This window comes from Streptomyces sp. NPDC006602, assembly GCF_042870385.1.
GTDB lineage: Bacteria > Actinomycetota > Actinomycetes > Streptomycetales > Streptomycetaceae > Streptomyces.
Genome location: NZ_JBIAHG010000024.1, coordinates 83,115 through 100,043, shown reverse-complemented (window position 1 = coordinate 100,043; position 16,929 = coordinate 83,115). Strand labels below are relative to the sequence as shown.

The 16,929-nt window shown below is 72.4% G+C and carries 17 protein-coding genes and 1 pseudogene; 11 read left to right on the top strand and 7 right to left on the bottom strand.

Features of this window, described 5'->3' with window-relative positions:
• Nucleotides 1–25 precede the first annotated feature (25 nt).
• From ACFYO2_RS37635 to ACFYO2_RS37600, 8 genes are all read left to right on the top strand, one after another.
• The gene (locus ACFYO2_RS37635; RefSeq protein WP_388358619.1) at nucleotides 26–925 is read left to right on the top strand and encodes an STAS domain-containing protein; all 900 of its coding nucleotides are present in this window, start codon (nucleotides 26–28) and stop codon (nucleotides 923–925) included.
• Entirely contained in the window at nucleotides 922–1,341 is a 420-nt protein-coding gene (locus ACFYO2_RS37630; protein WP_388358616.1) for an STAS domain-containing protein, read from the top strand. The genes ACFYO2_RS37635 and ACFYO2_RS37630 overlap by 4 nt, the downstream gene beginning before the upstream one ends.
• Entirely contained in the window at nucleotides 1,341–1,781 is a 441-nt protein-coding gene (locus tag ACFYO2_RS37625; protein ID WP_388358614.1) for an anti-sigma regulatory factor, read from the top strand. Before ACFYO2_RS37630 ends, ACFYO2_RS37625 begins: the two co-directional genes overlap by 1 nt.
• Entirely contained in the window at nucleotides 1,781–2,827 is a 1,047-nt protein-coding gene (locus ACFYO2_RS37620) for a SpoIIE family protein phosphatase (RefSeq protein WP_388358611.1), read from the top strand. The genes ACFYO2_RS37625 and ACFYO2_RS37620 overlap by 1 nt, the downstream gene beginning before the upstream one ends.
• Entirely contained in the window at nucleotides 2,824–4,542 is a 1,719-nt protein-coding gene (locus ACFYO2_RS37615) for a PP2C family protein-serine/threonine phosphatase (RefSeq protein ID WP_388358608.1), read from the top strand. The genes ACFYO2_RS37620 and ACFYO2_RS37615 overlap by 4 nt, the downstream gene beginning before the upstream one ends.
• Before the next feature lie 214 nt (nucleotides 4,543–4,756).
• Nucleotides 4,757–6,133, top strand: coding sequence for an NAD(P)/FAD-dependent oxidoreductase (locus tag ACFYO2_RS37610; protein ID WP_388358605.1), 1,377 nt, complete (start codon nucleotides 4,757–4,759; stop codon nucleotides 6,131–6,133).
• Between the two features lie 105 nt (nucleotides 6,134–6,238).
• A complete protein-coding gene (locus tag ACFYO2_RS37605) occupies nucleotides 6,239–6,451 on the top strand; it encodes a DUF4287 domain-containing protein (RefSeq protein WP_388358601.1) in 213 nt (70 codons plus the stop codon).
• Nucleotides 6,452–6,517: 66 nt separating this feature from the next.
• Nucleotides 6,518–8,767: an FUSC family protein gene (locus tag ACFYO2_RS37600; RefSeq protein ID WP_388358598.1), complete on the top strand. Its 2,250-nt coding sequence runs from the start codon at nucleotides 6,518–6,520 to the stop codon at nucleotides 8,765–8,767.
• Nucleotides 8,768–8,783: 16 nt separating this feature from the next.
• On the opposite strand, the gene ACFYO2_RS37595 is transcribed toward ACFYO2_RS37600, so the two are convergent.
• From ACFYO2_RS37595 to ACFYO2_RS37575, 5 genes are all read right to left on the bottom strand, one after another.
• Nucleotides 8,784–9,215 (bottom strand): hypothetical protein, encoded by a 432-nt coding sequence (locus tag ACFYO2_RS37595; protein ID WP_388358595.1) that lies wholly within the window; start codon nucleotides 9,213–9,215, stop codon nucleotides 8,784–8,786.
• Between the two features lie 67 nt (nucleotides 9,216–9,282).
• The gene (locus ACFYO2_RS37590) at nucleotides 9,283–10,116 is read right to left on the bottom strand and encodes a DUF1206 domain-containing protein (protein ID WP_388358592.1); all 834 of its coding nucleotides are present in this window, start codon (nucleotides 10,114–10,116) and stop codon (nucleotides 9,283–9,285) included.
• 151 nt (nucleotides 10,117–10,267) lie between these two features.
• On the bottom strand, nucleotides 10,268–10,495 hold the full coding sequence (locus ACFYO2_RS37585; protein ID WP_388358589.1) for a DUF5133 domain-containing protein: 228 nt from the start codon (nucleotides 10,493–10,495) through the stop codon (nucleotides 10,268–10,270).
• 20 nt (nucleotides 10,496–10,515) lie between these two features.
• Nucleotides 10,516–11,373: a SigB/SigF/SigG family RNA polymerase sigma factor gene (locus ACFYO2_RS37580; protein ID WP_388358587.1), complete on the bottom strand. Its 858-nt coding sequence runs from the start codon at nucleotides 11,371–11,373 to the stop codon at nucleotides 10,516–10,518.
• A gap of 180 nt (nucleotides 11,374–11,553) precedes the next feature.
• Entirely contained in the window at nucleotides 11,554–12,000 is a 447-nt protein-coding gene (locus ACFYO2_RS37575) for an ATP-binding protein (protein WP_388358584.1), read from the bottom strand.
• A 256-nt stretch (nucleotides 12,001–12,256) separates the two neighbouring features.
• On the opposite strand from ACFYO2_RS37575, the gene ACFYO2_RS37570 reads away from it, so the two are divergent.
• The 3 genes and pseudogenes from ACFYO2_RS37570 to ACFYO2_RS37560 all read left to right on the top strand — a co-directional run bounded on the left by ACFYO2_RS37570 (nucleotide 12,257) and on the right by ACFYO2_RS37560 (nucleotide 14,788).
• Entirely contained in the window at nucleotides 12,257–12,478 is a 222-nt protein-coding gene (locus ACFYO2_RS37570; RefSeq protein WP_388358581.1) for a hypothetical protein, read from the top strand.
• A 48-nt stretch (nucleotides 12,479–12,526) separates the two neighbouring features.
• Nucleotides 12,527–14,025: pseudogene (locus tag ACFYO2_RS37565) on the top strand (aminotransferase class I/II-fold pyridoxal phosphate-dependent enzyme).
• Between the two features lie 307 nt (nucleotides 14,026–14,332).
• Nucleotides 14,333–14,788, top strand: a complete 456-nt coding sequence (locus ACFYO2_RS37560) for a cyclic nucleotide-binding domain-containing protein (RefSeq protein ID WP_388358578.1) — start codon at nucleotides 14,333–14,335, stop codon at nucleotides 14,786–14,788.
• A gap of 8 nt (nucleotides 14,789–14,796) precedes the next feature.
• Here ACFYO2_RS37560 and ACFYO2_RS37555 read toward each other — a convergent pair whose 3' ends face one another.
• Together ACFYO2_RS37555 and ACFYO2_RS37550 are read right to left on the bottom strand one after the other, a co-directional pair.
• Entirely contained in the window at nucleotides 14,797–16,095 is a 1,299-nt protein-coding gene (locus ACFYO2_RS37555; protein WP_388358575.1) for an MFS transporter, read from the bottom strand.
• A gap of 164 nt (nucleotides 16,096–16,259) precedes the next feature.
• The gene (locus ACFYO2_RS37550) at nucleotides 16,260–16,874 is read right to left on the bottom strand and encodes a LysE/ArgO family amino acid transporter (RefSeq protein WP_388358573.1); all 615 of its coding nucleotides are present in this window, start codon (nucleotides 16,872–16,874) and stop codon (nucleotides 16,260–16,262) included.
• Nucleotides 16,875–16,929 lie beyond the last annotated feature (55 nt).

Genomic DNA, 16,929 nt, shown 5'->3' with positions numbered 1-16,929 from the left:
CGAGCAGGGCTAGGAGTAAGCACAGGTGCCGGAGCACGAATCGGTGGGGCAGCACGCGTCGCCGGCACGGGAGGTCGGGGACTTCCTGCGCCGCCGCGCCGAGCAGATCGCCGCACGGTGGGCCGACGAACCGCTGTTCCGTACGGTGTTCACCGTCTCGCGGGACGAGGCGGTGGAGGCGGGCCGGATCGTCGTGGACGCGCTGGCCCAGGTCGCCGACACGGGGCAGGTCCACGATCCCGACGCCGCCGGATTCACCGTGGTACGCGAGCAGTTGTCGCGGATGGGCGCGGCCCGCTCCCGGGCCGGCTTCACCACCGCACAGGTCTCGAACGACGTGGACGCGCTGCGCCCGCCCGTCGAGAACCTGCTGGTCGCCGACCTCCCCGAGGAGCCGACCGAGCGGGTCCGGGACTGCACGACGGCGCTGACCGTGCTGATGGGCACGCTGCGGCTGGTCGTGATGGAGACGGCGCTGAGCGAGGGGCAGGCTCTGATCGAGCGGCAGCGGCTGCAGCTGATGGAGGTGGCCACGCCGGTCATCAAGCTCTGGGACGGCATCGTGGCCGTCCCGTTGATCGGGACGCTCGACAGTGCCCGCAGCCAGGTCGTGATGGAGACGCTGCTGGAGGCGGTAGTCGACCAGCACGCCCGGTTCGCGATCCTCGACATCACCGGTGTGCCGACGGTCGACTCCCTGGTCGCCCAGCACCTGATGAAGACGGTCGCGGCCGCCCGGCTGATGGGAGCGGAGTGCGTCGTCTCCGGCATCCGTCCGGCGATCGCGCAGACCATCGTCCACCTGGGCCTCGACCTGGGCACGGTGATCACCCGGGCGAGCCTGGCCGACGCCCTGGCGTACGCCCTGCACGAGTTGGGGGCCGACATCATCAACGCGACGCCCGGTGGTGCGGGGCCACGGTGAACCACGATCACTCCCGCCCCGTCACGGGGCACGTGCCGGTCCTCCGGCTCGGCGACGTCCTCCTGGTCACCCTCCAGGGGGATCTGCACGACAGCATGACGCAGCAGCTCCAACAGGACATCGGCGAGACCATCGCCGACACCGGGGTGACCGGCCTGGTCATCGACGTCTCCGGTGTCGAGATCGTCGACTCGTTCCTCGGGCGGGTGCTGGCCGAGATCGCGGCGCAGGCATCGCTGCTGGCCGCGCGCACGGTGGTGGCCGGCATGCGACCGGCGGTCGCGATCACGCTGGTGGAGCTGGGGCTGACGCTTCCGGGGCTGCGCACGGCGCTCAGCACGGAGGCGGCACTGGAGCTGCTCGCCGGACTCGATCCGGCCTCCCGCTCCGGCGGCCCGCGCCGGGAGAACCGGTGATGCCCACCGCCGCGGGCGTGGACGCCTGCCTTCCGATTCGTTCGGACAGGGACCTGGTGTGGGTGCGCCAGCACGTCCGGCAGGCCGCCGGTCTGCTCGGTTTCGGCCTGGTGGAGCAGACAAAACTGGTCACCGCCGCGAGCGAGCTGGCCCGCAACACCCTCGTGCACGGAGGGGGCGGTCAGCTGAAGACGGAGCAGGTGACCAACGGGCACGCGCCCGGGCTGCGGCTGACGTTCTCCGACGAGGGGCCGGGCATCCCGGATCTGGAGCGGGCGCTGAGCGACGGCTACACCTCCGGCGACGGCCTGGGGATGGGCCTGGGCGGTGCGCGCCGCCTGGTGCACGAGTTCGCCGTGGACAGCACTCCGGGGGTCGGTACCAAGGTCACGGTGGTCTCCTGGGCGGCCCGGCCGCCGCGCCCGCGCGGGGGGTTGTGATGCCCCGCGTGTGGGAGATCCCGGTCCACGACTCGACCCGGGTTCGGGACGCGAGGGTGGCCGCGGAGAGGGCGGCGGCCCCGGCAGGGCTCGACGAGCCGCGTACGGCGGCCGCCGCCCTGGTGGCGACCGAGCTGGCCACCAACCTGCTCAAGCACGCCGGAGGCGGCCGGATCCTCGTCGACGTCGTGGACCCGCCCACGCCCTCGGGCGGCGCGGCCCGGCTGGTACAGATCGCCGCGATCGACCACGGTCCGGGCATCGCCGACGTCGCGGCCGCCGTGCGCGACGGTTTCTCGACCACCCGTTCCCTCGGAGCGGGCCTCGGCACGTGTCGCCGGATAGCCGACGACTTCGGGCTGCACAGTGCGCCGGGCCGGGGCACGGTGGCGCTGGCCCGGGTCGGCGCCCGCCCGACGGAGGCCGTGCCGTTCGCCGCGGTGCGGGCCGGCGGGGTGAACGTGCCGTTCGCCGGGGCGGATCACTCGGGAGACGCCTGGGCGTGGGCCCGCTCCGGCGACCGGCTGACCCTGATGCTGGCCGACGGGCTGGGGCACGGCCCGGACGCGGCCCGCGCCTCGACGGCCGCCGTCGAGGCCCTGCACCGTGCCGCCCACCTCCCGCCCGCCGAGGCGCTGGTGCACCTCGACACGGCGCTGCGCGGCACTCGCGGCGCGGCCGTCGCCGTCGCCCAGGTGGAGACCCGCGCCGGGCTGCTGCGGTTCGCCGGCGTCGGCAACATAGGAGCCCGGCTGCGCGACGGGGACAGATGGCGTTCCCTGCTGTCCCGGCCGGGGATCGTGGGCGTCCACCGGCACGCGACGCTGCGGGAGGACCGTATGCCCTGGGCGGCCGACCGGCTGCTGATCCTGCACAGCGACGGCCTGCCCAGCCGCTGGACACCGCCGGCCGACGCGGAACTGCTCGCGGCCGACCCGGCCGTCGTGGCCGCCGTGACGCTGCGCGACGCGAGCAGCTCCGCGCGGCCGGTGCGGGACGACACGGCCGTGGCGGTACTGGCCCCGACTCCGGCGGAGGTCCCATGACCCGCAGCCTCCAGATCACCACCGTCGTCGACGCGGCCCGGGCCCGGATCGCCACCGCCCGCCTCGCCGCCGCCTGCGGCGTGTCCGCCCTCGACCGCACCCGCCTGACCACGGCGCTCAGCGCCCATCTGCGCCAGTGCCTCACCAAGGGCGGCACCTGGCGGCTCACCCTGGAAACCACGGCCGCGCCCTCCGAGGAGAGACTCCTGCACGTGGTGGTGACCCCCTGGCACGGCACGGGTGCCACCGCCGCGCAGCCGCCGTGGCGTACGACGGTCCGCTGCCCCGAGTCCGCCGACGCGCCCCACGGCGCCGCGGTGGCGGACGACCCGGCGGTCCTGGCCGAGGCCCTGCTGGGCGCCGACGAGGACACCGCGCTGGTTCTGGACAGGCTCAGCGAGCAGGAGGAGCTGGTCGCCTTCCACCGGGAGGAGCTGCACCAGACCAACCAGGGCGTGCTGGCGCTGCACGCCGACCTGGACGCCGCCGGGCGGGCCCAGCGCGACGCGTTCGCGGCGGAGCGCAAGGCACGCAGGGAGGCGGAGAACGCCCGCCGCAGGCTGACGTTCCTGGCGGACGCCAGTGCCGTACTGACGGCGTCCCTGAACCACGACGAGATCGTGCGCCGGCTGCCGGAGCTGCTGGTGCCCGAGTACGCCCGCAGCGTCGACGTCTGGCTGTTCGACGGCGACGACGACCGGCAGCGGCCCGCCCCGCACCCGGCCGCCGCCGTGCTCGCGGCCCGCACCGGGCGCCCGCAGTACGCCGCCGACCACCCGGGCGGCCTGCCCGGCGTCAGCGACCAGCCGCCCTCGGCGCTGGATCCGGCCCGCCCGCTGCTGTGCATCCCGCTGCCGACGCGGCGTGCCCCGCTGGGCGTGCTGACGCTGTCGCCGCCCGGCGACCGGTGGGACCAGGACGACGCCGTGATGCTGATCGAACTCACCAGACGGGCCAGCATCGCCATAGACAACGCCCGGCGCTTCGAGCACAACCGGGACATCGCCGAGACCCTCCAGCGCGCCCTGCTCACCGACCTGCCCACCACGCCGGGCCTCAGCCTGGCCGCCCGCTACCTGCCGGCCACGCACGGGCTGAACATCGGTGGCGACTGGTACGACGCCTTCCGACAGCCCGACGGCAGCCTGATCACCGTCATCGGCGACGTCACCGGACACGGTCTGCACGCGGCCGTGATGATGAGCCAGCTGCGCACCGCGCTGCGTGCCTACGCCGTGGACTGCGGCAGCCCCGGCCGGCTGCTGACCCAGCTGCACACGTTCCTGCACCATCTCCAACCGGATCTGTACGCCACCGCGGTCATCGCCCGCTTCCGTCCCGGCGAACCGACGCTCACCTGGGCGGCCGCCGGCCATCCGCCGCCGGTGCTGCGCACCCCCGACGGGCGGGTGCGCACACTGGACGCCAAACCCGGCGCCATGCTCGGCATCCCACTGCGGCAGGAGATCCACGACCACACCGCGCCGCTCGCGCCGGGCTCCACGCTGGCGCTGTACACGGACGGACTGGTGGAGCGGCGCGCCCAGGGCATAGACCCGGGCATCGAGCGCCTGAACCGGGCGCTCGGGTCGTTCGGCTCCGCGGAGCTGGAGGCGGACCTGGACGGTTCGGCCGACCGGCTGCTCACTCCCCTGCTGAGCGACTCCGAACGCGACGACGACGTGTGCCTGCTGCTGTGTCATCTGGCCGCCTGAGGGCCCGTCCACGGCTTGTGTCCCACGATCTTCACAATCGCCCCGGTGCGCTTCGGCGGCCGGACGGGCATGGTGGTCCTCGACGCGTTCGTCTGCCTGCCGCGCCCGGCCGGCGGAACGGCCTCTACCGCGGTGGGATCGATGAGGTGCGAAGCAGCGATCCACGGGCAGGCGAAAGGCGTTCGAGGCAGACCGCCTGGAGCCGCAGAAAGGGATGAACACCGTGACACGACCCAGGATCCTGGTGGTTGGCGCAGGCTTCGCCGGCGTGGAGTGCGTCCGCCGTCTGGAGCGGAAACTCTCCCCGGACGAAGCCGACGTCACGCTGGTGACGCCGTTCGCCTACCAGCTCTACCTGCCGCTGCTGCCCCAGGTCGCCTCCGGCGTACTGACGCCGCAGTCGATCGCCGTCTCGCTGCGCCGCAGCAAGAAGTACCGCACCCGGATCATTCCGGGCGGCGCGATCGGCGTGGACCTCAAGGCCAAGGTCTGCGTCATCCGCACGATCACCGACGAGATCGTCGACGAACCGTACGACTACATCGTGCTGGCCCCCGGCAGCATCACCCGCACCTTCGACATTCCCGGCCTCACCGACAACGCCTTCGGCATGAAGACCCTCGCGGAGGCCGCCTACGTCCGTGACCACGTCATCTCCCAGCTGGACCTCGCCGACGCCAGCCAGGACGAGGCGGAGCGCGCCTCCCGGCTGCAGTTCGTGGTGGTCGGCGGCGGATACGCCGGCACCGAGACCGCGGCCTGTCTGCAACGCCTCACGCACGCCGCGGTCAAGCGCTACCCCCGCCTGGACCCGAGCCTGATCAAGTGGCATCTGATCGACATCGCCCCGAAGCTGATGCCGGAGCTGGGCGACAAGCTGGGCCGCAGCGCCACGGAGATCCTGCGCCGACGGGGCATCGAGATCTCGCTCGGCGTCTCCATCGCCAAGGCGGGGCCCGAGGAGGTCACGTTCACCGACGGGCGGGTGATCCCCACCCGCACCCTGATCTGGACCGCCGGTGTGGTCGCCAGCCCCCTCATCGCCACCCTCGGCGAGGAGACGGTCCGGGGCCGGCTCGCGGTCACCGCCGACATGAACCTGCCCGGCCACGACGGGGTGTTCGCGCTCGGCGACGCCGCCGCGGTGCCCGACGAGGCCAAGGGCGAGGACAGTGCGGTCTGCCCGCCCACGGCCCAGCACGCCATGCGGCAGGGCAGGCACGTCGCCGACAACGTCATCGCCACGCTGCGCGGCCAGGCGACGAAGCCGTACGTCCACAAGGACCTCGGTCTGGTCGTCGACCTCGGCGGCAAGGACGCCGTCTCCAAACCGCTCGGCATCGAACTGCGCGGGCTGCCCGCCCAGGCGGTGGCGCGCGGCTATCACTGGTCGGCGCTGCGCACCAACGTCGCCAAGACGCGCGTGATGACGAACTGGGTGCTGAACGCGATCGCGGGCGACGATTTCGTCCGCACCGGGTTCCAGGCCCGCAAGCCCGCCAAGCTGAAGGACTTCGAGTACACGGACTCGTACCTGACGCCGGAACAGGTGCGGGCGCACGTCGAGGGGACCGAGCGGCAGGACCAGTGACACCTGCGCGCAGGTGACGTAGGTCACTCCGGACCGCCGATCGTTTTCCATCCGGTCGGCGGTCACAGGAGGGACAGCACGACGTCACAGCGAAAGGACACCGCCATGGCCGAGACCGTGAAGGGCCCCGCGAGCTACTTCCCCTCGATCGAGAAGAAGTACGGCCGCCCGATCGCCGCGTGGCAGGAGCTCATCCGCTCCTCGCCTCTGACCCGGCACATGGAGCTGGTCACCTGGCTGAAGACCGAGCACGGCCTCGGCCACGGCCACGCCAACGCCTTGGTGGCACACACCCTGGCCGAGACCCGGGACCGGTGAGCCCCACCCCGCCGTGTCATGCTGATGGCGGAGATCATGAAGTGACACGGGAGTGAGTACGGCGGCGTGAAGGAAGCGGGACGGTCGGTGCGGGCACGACTGCGGGACGGCGTCGCCGCGTCCGATCCGGGCCTGCTGAGACTGACCGCCGGTCTGCGGACCGTGGGCGCCATCGCCCTCACGCTGGCCGTACTCAACTTCCTCGAGGTCGACGTCACGCATCTGGTCGCGGGAGCCATGGCGGCCATGGTCGCCACCTTCGCCATCCGCGAGAAGCAGCGCGGCCAGCAGGCCGTGACGCTCGCCCTGGGGCTGCCGGTGGCGCTGGCGTCGGTGACGCTGGGCGCGCTCCTCAGCTCCCATGTGGTGGCCGGCGACCTCTTCTTCGTCACCCTCATCTTCTGCGCCGTCTACGGGCGCCGGTTCGGCGACCGCGGCACCACCCTCGGCCTGATCGGCTTCCAGGTCTACTTCCTGTCCCTGTTCGTCGGCGCCACCGTCTCCGGACTGCCCGAGTTGTACGGCGCTCTCCTCGTCGCCTTCCTCAGCAGCGCGCTGGTGCGCTTCGTGCTCGTTCCCGAGACGCCCGCGCAGATCCTCCAGCGGCTGCGCGAGGCCTTCCGCGCGCGGCTGGCCCAACTGGTGTCCGCGCAGCTCGAACTGCTCGACGCCGGTCCGGACGAGGTGGACAGGGCGCTGGAGGACGTGCGCAGCGGAACGGCCCGCCTGAACGAGACGGCGATGATGATCCAGGGGCGGCTGGAGGACGGCACGTCCGACGAGGCGGCGGCGCGGCTCGTGCAGCGCCGTATCGCGGACGCCGAGATCGCCGCCGAGCGGCTGGGCCTGTTGCTGCTGACCGCGCGCAGCGCCGAGCGGGCGACCACACTGACCCTGCATCTGCCCGGCGCCCCCGTCCCGGCGGGAGGCCAGCTGCCCGTACGGGACGAGGCGACCGCCACCTTGCGCCGCGACCTGGACGCGCTGCGCATGCTCGTGCTGCGGCCCGTCACCGGGGAGTCCGGCACGGCCCTGGCCCATGTGCGCAACCGGCTCCTCGGGTACCGCGACGAGGAGAACCTGCCGCCCGCCTCGCCCGCCGTCCAGGACGTCTTCCGGGGCATCGGCGAGGCCGCCCGAGCGGTGCTGGGCCTGCGGATCGCGCTGGACGGCCCCCAGGACGACTCGGACGACACCCCGGCGACGGCCCGTTCGCGTGAGGAGCTGGACGCCGAGGACGCCGCCATCGACGCCGGCGAGGCCGACACCGGCGACGAGGAGCAGCTCACCGGGCTGCGGCGACCGACCACCCGGGCCGCGGTACAGGTCGCCGTGGGCTCCTCGCTGGCCATCGTCGGCGGGGAGTTCCTCTCCAGCCACCGCTGGTACTGGGCGGTGCTGACCTGCTGGATCGTGTTCCTCAACACCGCGTCCACGGGCGAGATCCTGGTCAAGGGCTACCGGCGGCTGCTCGGCACCGTGTTCGGGGTCGTGGCCGGCATCGTGCTGGCGGGGCTGGTCGGGCAGCACACCTGGACGGCGTTCGCACTGGTGCTGCTGTGCGTGTTCGCGATGTTCTACACCGCGCCCCTGTCGTACACCCTGATGTCCTTCTTCGTCACCGCGGCGCTGGGCGTGCTCTACACCCTGCTGCACACCTACAGCGCCTCGGTGCTGATGCTGCGGGTGGCGGAGACGGCGCTCGGCGCGGCCTGCGGAATCGTCGCGGCGGCGTTCGTGCTGCCGGTGCGCACGGACCGTCGTACGAACGAACTGCTGGTCACCGTCCTGGACCGGCTCGGCGATGTCACCGAGGCGGCCGTGGACCAGCTCAGCGGCGGCCCGCCGGTCGATCTGCTGGACAAGGCGCGCGACCTGGACCAGGCGCTGGCTGACCTGCGGGCCGCCACCCAGCCGCTCACCCACCCGGTCACGCCGCTGCGGGCCCGCCGGGACACCGCCCGCTATGTCGTCGCGCTTCTGGAGACCTGCGCGTACCACGCGCGTTCGCTGGCCGCGACGGCCGAACTGCTGCCCACGCATCCCTCGATCGCGGCGGATCCGAGGCTGCGCCGGGCCGGCGGGCGCATCGCGCACAACATCGGGGCGGTCGCCGCGCATGTCGCCGACGAGCAGGCCGGCGCGGTCCTGGAGACCGGTCCGAGCATCGCCTCGCTCCTGGAGCCGGACATCCCGGGCACGCCACGGTACGGCCGTGTCACCGACCGCGTGCTGCGCCACCTGCAGCGTCTGGACGAGTCAGTGGCGGGACTGGCCCGGCCACTGGGCATGCCCGGCCCGGCGCCCCGGCGGTGAGGGCGGGGAACCGGCCTCAGATGTCCGTCGGCAGGTCGCTCACCTCGGCGATGCCGCGCAGTTCGTCGTTCATCCGCTGTCGTTCGCGGATGTAGTCGGCGATCTCGCCGAGGCGTTCCGGGTCGGAGGCGGTGACCGCGTCGGTGACGACCCGGACCGGGCCGGTGTCCTCGACGTGCAGCTCGATCACCTCGTTGTCCAGTCGGCCCGTGACGGCGGTGGCGATGACCAGCGCGGCCTCGTCGCGGACCTCCTGGGGCAGCCCCTCGGCATGCGCCTCGTCGAGGGCGAAGTCGAGTGCGGGCAGGCGTTGTTCCTCGATCGCCCGCAGGACCGGTTCGACCACGCTGAGCAGGAGGCGGTAGTCCTCCGTGTCCATGCGGACACGCAGCAGGTCGAGGTAGACGTCCACGGGCCGGCCGTCGGGCGGGAGCTCGGGTTCGTTCATCCGGTTCGTGTTCCCCGTGTGCCGGGTCTCAGACGCGATGCCGGGCCCCGGAACGCCGTGCCGCGTCTCAGACCCGGCGCCAGCGGGCCATCGCGAAGGAGAACAGGCCGAAGAGCACGAGCCCGGCCGCCACACAGACCAGCAGCCACGGTCCGAGCGGGGTGTCGGCGAACGAGCGGAGGGTGTCGTCGAGGCCCTTCGCCTTGTCGGGTTCGTAGTCGACCGCGGCGCGCACGGCGAAGCCCCCCGCCACGGCGAACACCGCGCCGCGCGCCACGCCGCCGCCCATGCCCGTGACGTCGACCAGTCGCCTGGTCCGCGGGGACATCTGGCCGAGCCTGAGCTTGTCGCGGTACTTGCGCAGCAGCGCCCGCGCGGCGATCCACACACCGGCGACTGCGATCCCGGCGCCGACCACGCCCGCGAACCACTGCCCGGCGGGGACCTCCAGCAGCCGGGCGGTGACGTCCTTGGACTGCTCGTCGCTGGATCCGCCGCCGCCGGAGCCGGCGGCGAAGGAGAGCACGGAGTAGGCGACGAAGGTGTAGAAGGCGCACCGCACTGCCGACAGCAGTCGTTTGCCCGCCTTACGGCCGTCCGGCCCGACCGAGCCGAAGAGGGCCTCGGACAGCCGCCACAGGGCCATGCCGCCGAGGCCGATGCCGAGCGCCCACAGCAGTGCCGCGCCGAACGGTTTGTCGGCGAGCTCCGCGAGGGCGCCGCCGCGGTCGGCCTGGCGCTTGCCGTCGCCGAAGGCGATCTGCAGCGCCAGGACACCGACCAGCAGGTAGATCACGCCCCGCGCGGTCAGTCCCGCCCGGGCGGCCCCTTCGCCCGCGGAGCCCTTCGCGACCCGACGTGCGTCCGTCCGGGTGGTTCGCGCCGTGACACTCGTGTTCATGTAGACCTCCTGGAGTCCGAATGCCCTGGTCACGGGCGGACACACCCTGCCCCTGGGGTGGTGTTCCACGGCGCGGGCAGTTTGGCGTCGCGCCGTCGAGACGCCTGGTGCAGCAGTGCAGACGCGTCAGCAGATCGCCATTCGGGCCCCGTCACTCGGCCAGCGGCGCGGGTCCGGACTCCGGCGACGCCCTCAGCAGGCGGTGTGCCGTGTCCAGCGCCAGTCGTACGTCACGCGTGCCGGTCGCCACGCAGAGCGTGTAGGCGAGGTCGAGGGCGCGCGGGCTCGGTGTGTCCGGGGCGCGCGCGGCCTCCTCGGCGCGCAGTGACTCGTACTGCTCGACCAGTCGGCGCAGGAACGCCGGGTGGGGCCTCAGCATCGGTCTCGCTCCTGCCTCGTTCAGACCGCTCGGCCGCCGGGGCCGCACCGGTTCGCCCGCTGCCCCAGCACCTCGTCGCGCACCCGGGCGCAACTGCGGCTGATCAGCCGGGAGACGTGCATCTGGGAGATGCCGAGCCGGTCGGCGATACGGCTTTGGGTCATGTCCTCGAAGAAGCGCATGTAGAGGATGGCGCGCTCACGTTCGGGCAGTCGGCGCAGCCCCTCCTTGGCTGACTCGCGGTCGACGACGACGTCGTAGGAGGCGTCGGACGAGCCGAGTGTGTCGACGAGGCTGTAGCCGTCGTCGCCGGCGGAGAGCTCGGCGTCCAGTGACAGGGTGCTGAAGCTTTCGAGAGCCTCCATGCCCGCGGCGACCTCCTCCTCGGTCAGCCCCGTGTGGGCTGCGATGTCGGCGGCCGACGGCTCCGTGGAGCCGGGGCTCTGGGTCAGTTCGCGGCGGGCCACCCGCACCTTGTTGCGCAGTTCCTGCACCCTGCGGGGCACCCTCAGCGCCCACATCCGGTCCCGGAAGTGGCGCTTGACCTCTCCGGTGATGGTCGGCACGGCGTAGCTCTCGAAGGCACCCCGCTCCGGCTCGAACCGGTCGATCGCCTTCACCAGGCCCAGGGCGGCCACCTGCCGCAGGTCCTCGATGGACTCCCCGCGGTCGCGGAACCGGCCGGCGATCCGGTGGGCCATGGGCAGCCAGGCGGAGACGAGTTCGTCGCGAAGTGCGTCACGCTCGGGGCCGTCGTCCAGGGCGGCCAGCCGGGTGAAGAGGGCGGTCGTGTCGGGGGCGTCGTCGTGCCGACGCCGGGTGGTAGCGGTCTGCCGAACGGGCGTGCCGGGACGAGTTGTCGACGTATCGATGAGCATGCGGAATCGCTCCTGAACGGTCGTGTCAGGTGGTTACCGCGGGAGGGAAAGGCGCTGCCCGGCTGACCTGGAAGGGCCCCGGAGCAGCCATACCGCTCCCGCTGGCGCGCCTCCGGTCCGAAGCACGAAACTGCATCTGCCCTGCCCCCCTGGGCGCAAACTCCGGTTCCGAAAAAGTCTTCAGGACAGGGGCACCAGGGCGGTGATGCACTTCCCGCCCGCGGGCAGGTCGGTGACCCGGACGTCGCGGGACAGCCGGCAGACGATCGGCCAGCCGTGGCCGCCGACGCGTCGGCGGCCGTACCGGTCCACCGGCGGTTCGACCACCGGCAGTCGGTCGCTGCGGTCGCTCACCGACACGCGGACGCCCGGCCCGATGATGTCGACGTGGAAGTCGGTGATGCCGCCGCCGTGCAGGATCGCGTTGGTGGTGAGTTCCGAGGCGACGAGCAGCGCGTCGGAGAGGGCGTCCGCGTCGCACGGGGTGTGGGTGGCGCGGCAGCGTTCGGTCACGGCCCGTTCGACCGCCCTGCGCGCCTCGGCCGGTTTGCACGGCCGTGGCTGCCCGCGCCGGTCCACGACGAACGGCGGTTCGAGGGCGTATTCGGTCCTGTGCTCCTCGCACATCCCTGTAGCTCCCTGATTCGCTGAATGAGAGAAGCTCCGCACGGTGCCGACCGCGGCGATCGCGGCCGCGCGGACACCTCCCAGACCCCGGCGGCCATGACGGCCGGAACTCCCCCGCCGCAGCCGCCGCCGCGTCACGCTGCGTGAGCTTCCGCAGGTCTCTCCTCTTCGGCTGACCCTTCCCCGGCGTGGCAAACATCTCGTACCGGGCGGGAACCAGGGCCATCCTTGCGCCGGGAGCGGGTACGCGGATGCCATGACCGATGTGGTGGACTCAGACGAACTGCTGCGACGCATGCAACGCGCCCGGGCCTGTGCGGCCGAGGAGGAACAGACCTGGCGGACACGCAGCGACGACCTGCGCCGGGCGGACCCGGAGCGGGCCCATGAGGCGGCCGTACGGACCGTGGCGTTCGAGGCCGTGGTCAGGGTGCTGGACGAGATCCTGACGCCGGGCAAGCACACCGAGGAGGGGTGACGGCCGGGCCGCGGATTGACGGGCCCCGGGTCCGGGAACCCGGCGTCGATGACTGCTGACCACACCCGCGCACCGGTTCTGGAGGCCTTGGTCGACTATCACCGCCAGGGCCGGATGTCGTTCACGCCGCCGGGTCACAAGCAGGCCCGGGGCGCCGATCCCGCGGTGCGGGAGGTGCTCGGGGACGCGGTGTTCCTCGGTGACGTGCTGGCGTCGGGCGGCCTGGACGACCGGCTGACCCGGAGCCGGGTGCTGGAGCGGGCCGAGCAGCTCATGGCCGATGTCGTGCACGCCGACCACACGTTCTTCACGACGTGCGGGAGCTCCCTGTCCGTGAAGGCGGCCATGCTGGCCGTCGCGGGCCCGCACGAGCAGCTGCTGATCGGGCGGGACGCCCACAAGTCCGTGGTGTCGGGGCTGATCCTGTCCGGGATCGAGCCGGTGTGGGTCGATCCCCGGTGGGACGCCGAGCGGCATCTGGCGCATCCGCCGTCCGCCGCGGACTTCCGGACGGCGTTCGACGCCCATCCGGATGCGAAGGGCGCGCTCATCACCAGTCCGACGCCGTACGGCACCTGCGCGGACCTGCGGGCGGTCGCCGAGGTCTGTCACCGCCGCTCGGTCCCGCTGATCGTGGACGAGGCGTGGGGCGCGCATCTGCCCTCCACCCGGATCTGCCGTCGTGGGCCATGGACGCGGGCGCCGACATCTGCGTGACCAGCATTCACAAGATGGGCAGCGGTCTGGAGCAGGGTTCGGTTTTCCATCTGCAGGGGGACCTGGTCCCGGCGGACCTGTTGCAGATGCGCTCCGACCTGCTGGGCACCACCAGCCCGTCGGTGCTGCTGTACGCGGGGCTCGACGGCTGGCGGCGGCAGATGGCCCTGCACGGCAGGGAGCTGCTGGGCGGCACACTGGATCTCGCCGCCGAGGTGCGGGCCGCCGTCGAGGGGATCGGCGGGATGCACGTCAACGACCGCGACGACTTCTGCGGCGCGGGGCGGGCGGAGGATCTGGACCCGCTGCCCGTCATCATCGACGTCGACGCGCTCGGGATCACCGGGTACCAGGCCGGGGACTGGCTGCGGGAGCACCGGAGCGTCGACATGCACCTGGCGGACCACCGTCGTATCAGCGCGCAGATCACCCACGCCGACGACCGGGAGACGGCGGGCCAACTGCTCGCCGCGCTCAAGGACCTGGCCGATGCCGCGCCGCACTTTCGTCCGGCCCCGCGAGTCGAGGTGCCCTCGCCGTCCGAGCTGCGGATGGCGCAGACCTGTCTGCCCCGGGACGCGTTCTTCGGGCCCGCCGAGACCGTGCCGGTGTCCGAGGCCGCCGGCCGGGTCGCGGCGGAGATGATCACGCCGTATCCGCCGGGGATTCCCGCCGTCCTCCCCGGTGAGCGGCTGACGGAGCCCGTGCTGCGGTATCTGCTCACCGGCCTGAAGGCGGGCATGAACCTTCCGGACGCCACCGATGCCGAGTTGGAGACGATCAGAGTCGTGGCACGGGACTCGGAGAGGCCGGAGTGGATTCCGAGGTGAAGATTGAGTGAAACAGGTCACTCGACCCGGATTTGGTTTCGCGCAACCCCCGCCAATGGTTTACGGTTCATTCATAGTGGCCACGGAGTCGACCGTATCGGTCCTCCCTGCACCACCCATTGAACTGCCCTGGCTGGCCTCCCCCGTCCAGCCAGGGCTTTTTCATGCCCTCGCACGCCGCGGCGCTCATGGCCCCCGACGACCCGCGCCCGGTTCTTCCGTACGCCGAGGTGCCCGGGGCGGCGGCAACCGCTGAAATGGGCGTAGGGAAAAACCGGAATCCATCGCCGGCGAGGAGCCCCGCGTCATGACCAAAGCGATCAAACTGCTCACCGCCCTTCCGTCACCCCAACGCCAGCGCCTGATGGCGCTCGCACGGGAGGTCTCCTTCCCGGAGGACGCCCGGATCTTCGAGGCGGGCGGCACGGCCGACCGCTTCTGGGTCATCCGCTCGGGCGCGGTCTCCCTCACCCAACAGGTCACCGCCCACCGGCGAGTGACCGTCGCCGGGCTCGGCGCCGGCGACCTGCTCGGCTGGTCCTGGCTGTTTCCGCCATACCGGTGGGACTTCGGCGCGGAGGCCTTCAGCCCGGTCCGCGCCCACGAGTTCGACGCGGCCGCCGTGCTGGGGCTGTGCGAGGAGGACCCGCAGCTCGGCATGATCCTGGTGCGGTCCGTCGCCGAGATCCTCGCGCACCGGCTGGAGACGACCCGGGGCAAGCTGATGGAGCAGTACACGACAGGCCGGCGGAGCGCCCTGTAGGGAGGGCGTCAGACGCGGTAGCGACGCAGCGCCGGCACCGCGAGGGCCAGGCTCAGCATGACGGCCATCACCAGGATCCCGCCGCCCGCGACCGCCGTACGGGCGCCGAAGGCGGAGCCCGCCGAGCCGTGCAGGACGTCGGCGAGGCGGGGGCCGCCCGCGACCACGACCGTGAAGACGCCCTGCATACGGCCGCGCATCTCGTCGGTGGCCGCGGACAGCAGGATCGCCCCGCGAAAGACCATGGAGATCATGTCGGCGACCCCGGCCAGGGCGAGGAACACCACGGCGAGCCACAGGCTGCCGCTGAGGCCGAAGCCGGTGATGGCGGCGCCCCAGGTGACGACCGCGCCGATGACCATCCAGCCGTGCCGGCGGGCCCGGGAGAACGTGCCGGAGAACAGTCCGCCGATCACCGCGCCGATGGGGATCGCCGCGAAGAGCAGGCCGAGGGCGAGCCCCTCGCCGTAGGGGGCGTACGTCTGCGAGGCGAGCTGCGGGAACAGGGCGCGGGGCATGCCGAAGACCATCGCGATGATGTCGGCGAGGAAGGACAGCAGCAGCACCTTGTGCAGGGAGATGTATCGGAAGCCGGCCGCGATCTCGCGCACGCCCGCCCGGCGCGGCCCGGTGCCGGCGAGAGGCGGCAGGGAGGGCAGCCGGTAGACCGCCCACACCGTGACGCACAGGGCCAGGGCGTCGATGAGGTAGAGCTCGGGCAGGCCGATGACGGGAATGAGGACGCCGGCGAGCAGCGGGCCCACCACCTGGCCGGTCTGCATGACCGTCGAGCCGAGGGCGTTCGCGGCGGCGAGTTCCTCCTCGGGGACCAGCCGGGCGATGGAGGCGTTACGGGCCGGGGCGTTCAGGCCCCAGAACGCCTGCTGCACGGCGAGCAGGACCATCAAGGCGGCCACCGAGTCGAGCCCGGTGACGGCCTGCAGCCAGAACAGGACCGAGGTCACGGCTATGCCGCTGTTGGTGATCAGGAGCAGCTTGCGGCGGTCCACGCTGTCAGCGATCGCCCCGCCCCACAGCGCGAACACGATCAGGGGCACCAGCCCGGCGAAGCTGGCGGCGCCGACCCAGGCCGAGGAGCCGGTGATGTCGTAGATCTGCTTGGGCACGGCCACGGCGGTGAGCTGGCTGCCGACGGCCGTGACGATCGTCGAGGACCACAGGCGCCGGTAGGCGGGCCGGCGCAGGGGGCGGGTGTCCATGGCCCAGCGGCGCCAGCCACGCCGGGGCCGCTTCACCTCGTCCGCAGCCGCCGTCTGTGGTTCGCTGCTGCTCTCGCTGGTGTCCACGGGCTTCCTGGTTGCTCGTTACATCTTTCGGACCAGGGATCACTATGGCAGCACCGGCCGGGCGTTCGGGATCCGCATGCTCAGCTTCCGCCGTGAGGCCTGTCAGGTCTGTCAAGCCCGGAGGACCGTCAGGCCCGGAAGGACCGTCAGGCCCGGAAGGACCGTCACGCTCCGGCGACGAGCATCAGGCCCATGGTGATCATGGTCGCGGCCACCAGGCCGTCGAGGACCCGCCAGGCGGCCGGCCTGGCCAGGAAGCGGCCGAGCAGCCGGGCCCCGAATCCGAGCGCGGTGAACCAGCACAGGCTGGCGAGCACCGCGCCGAGCCCGAAGGTCCAGCGCAGCGGGCCGCGGTCGGCGGCGACGGAGCCGAGCAGGAACACGGTGTCGAGATAGACGTGAGGGTTCAGCCAGGTCATCGCCAGACATGTGAGCACCGCCCGCCGCACCGAGCCCTCCGTCTCCCCCTCGGTGTGCAGGGCGCCGCCCGGCCTGAACACCCGTCGGGCGGCGAGGGCACCGTAGCCGAGCAGGAAGGCGCCGCCGATCCAGCCGACCGCGGTCAGCGCGCCCGGCCACGCCACCACCACCGCGCCGACGCCGCCGACGCCCAGCGCGATGAGCGCGGCGTCGGACACGGCGCAGATGCCGACGACGGCGAGGACCGCGTGGCGGCGGATCCCCTGGCGCAGGACGAAGGCGTTCTGGGCGCCGATGGCGACGATGAGAGAGAGGCCGGTACCGAAGCCGGCGGCCGCGGCGGTCAGGGAGGCGGTCATGACGTCGACGCTACGGAAACGACCAGGACCGGTACAGCTAAAGATTCTTACGTAT

Bases quoted from the DNA above. Each gene is read 5' to 3' on its own strand.
- ACFYO2_RS37575 (WP_388358584.1), bottom strand. From the start codon at position 12,000: ATGTGCGAGGAGCACAGGACCGAATACGCCCTCGAACCGCCGTTCGTC.
- ACFYO2_RS37595 (WP_388358595.1), bottom strand. From the start codon at position 9,215: ATGAACGAACCCGAGCTCCCGCCCGACGGCCGGCCCGTGGACGTCTAC.
- ACFYO2_RS37570 (WP_388358581.1), top strand. From the start codon at position 12,257: ATGACCGATGTGGTGGACTCAGACGAACTGCTGCGACGCATGCAACGC.
- ACFYO2_RS37605 (WP_388358601.1), top strand. From the start codon at position 6,239: ATGGCCGAGACCGTGAAGGGCCCCGCGAGCTACTTCCCCTCGATCGAG.
- ACFYO2_RS37610 (WP_388358605.1), top strand. From the start codon at position 4,757: ATGAACACCGTGACACGACCCAGGATCCTGGTGGTTGGCGCAGGCTTC.
- ACFYO2_RS37615 (WP_388358608.1), top strand. From the start codon at position 2,824: ATGACCCGCAGCCTCCAGATCACCACCGTCGTCGACGCGGCCCGGGCC.
- ACFYO2_RS37625 (WP_388358614.1), top strand. From the start codon at position 1,341: ATGCCCACCGCCGCGGGCGTGGACGCCTGCCTTCCGATTCGTTCGGAC.
- ACFYO2_RS37560 (WP_388358578.1), top strand. From the start codon at position 14,333: ATGACCAAAGCGATCAAACTGCTCACCGCCCTTCCGTCACCCCAACGC.
- ACFYO2_RS37580 (WP_388358587.1), bottom strand. From the start codon at position 11,373: ATGCTCATCGATACGTCGACAACTCGTCCCGGCACGCCCGTTCGGCAG.
- ACFYO2_RS37585 (WP_388358589.1), bottom strand. From the start codon at position 10,495: ATGCTGAGGCCCCACCCGGCGTTCCTGCGCCGACTGGTCGAGCAGTAC.
- ACFYO2_RS37550 (WP_388358573.1), bottom strand. From the start codon at position 16,874: ATGACCGCCTCCCTGACCGCCGCGGCCGCCGGCTTCGGTACCGGCCTC.
- ACFYO2_RS37620 (WP_388358611.1), top strand. From the start codon at position 1,781: ATGCCCCGCGTGTGGGAGATCCCGGTCCACGACTCGACCCGGGTTCGG.
- ACFYO2_RS37590 (WP_388358592.1), bottom strand. From the start codon at position 10,116: ATGAACACGAGTGTCACGGCGCGAACCACCCGGACGGACGCACGTCGG.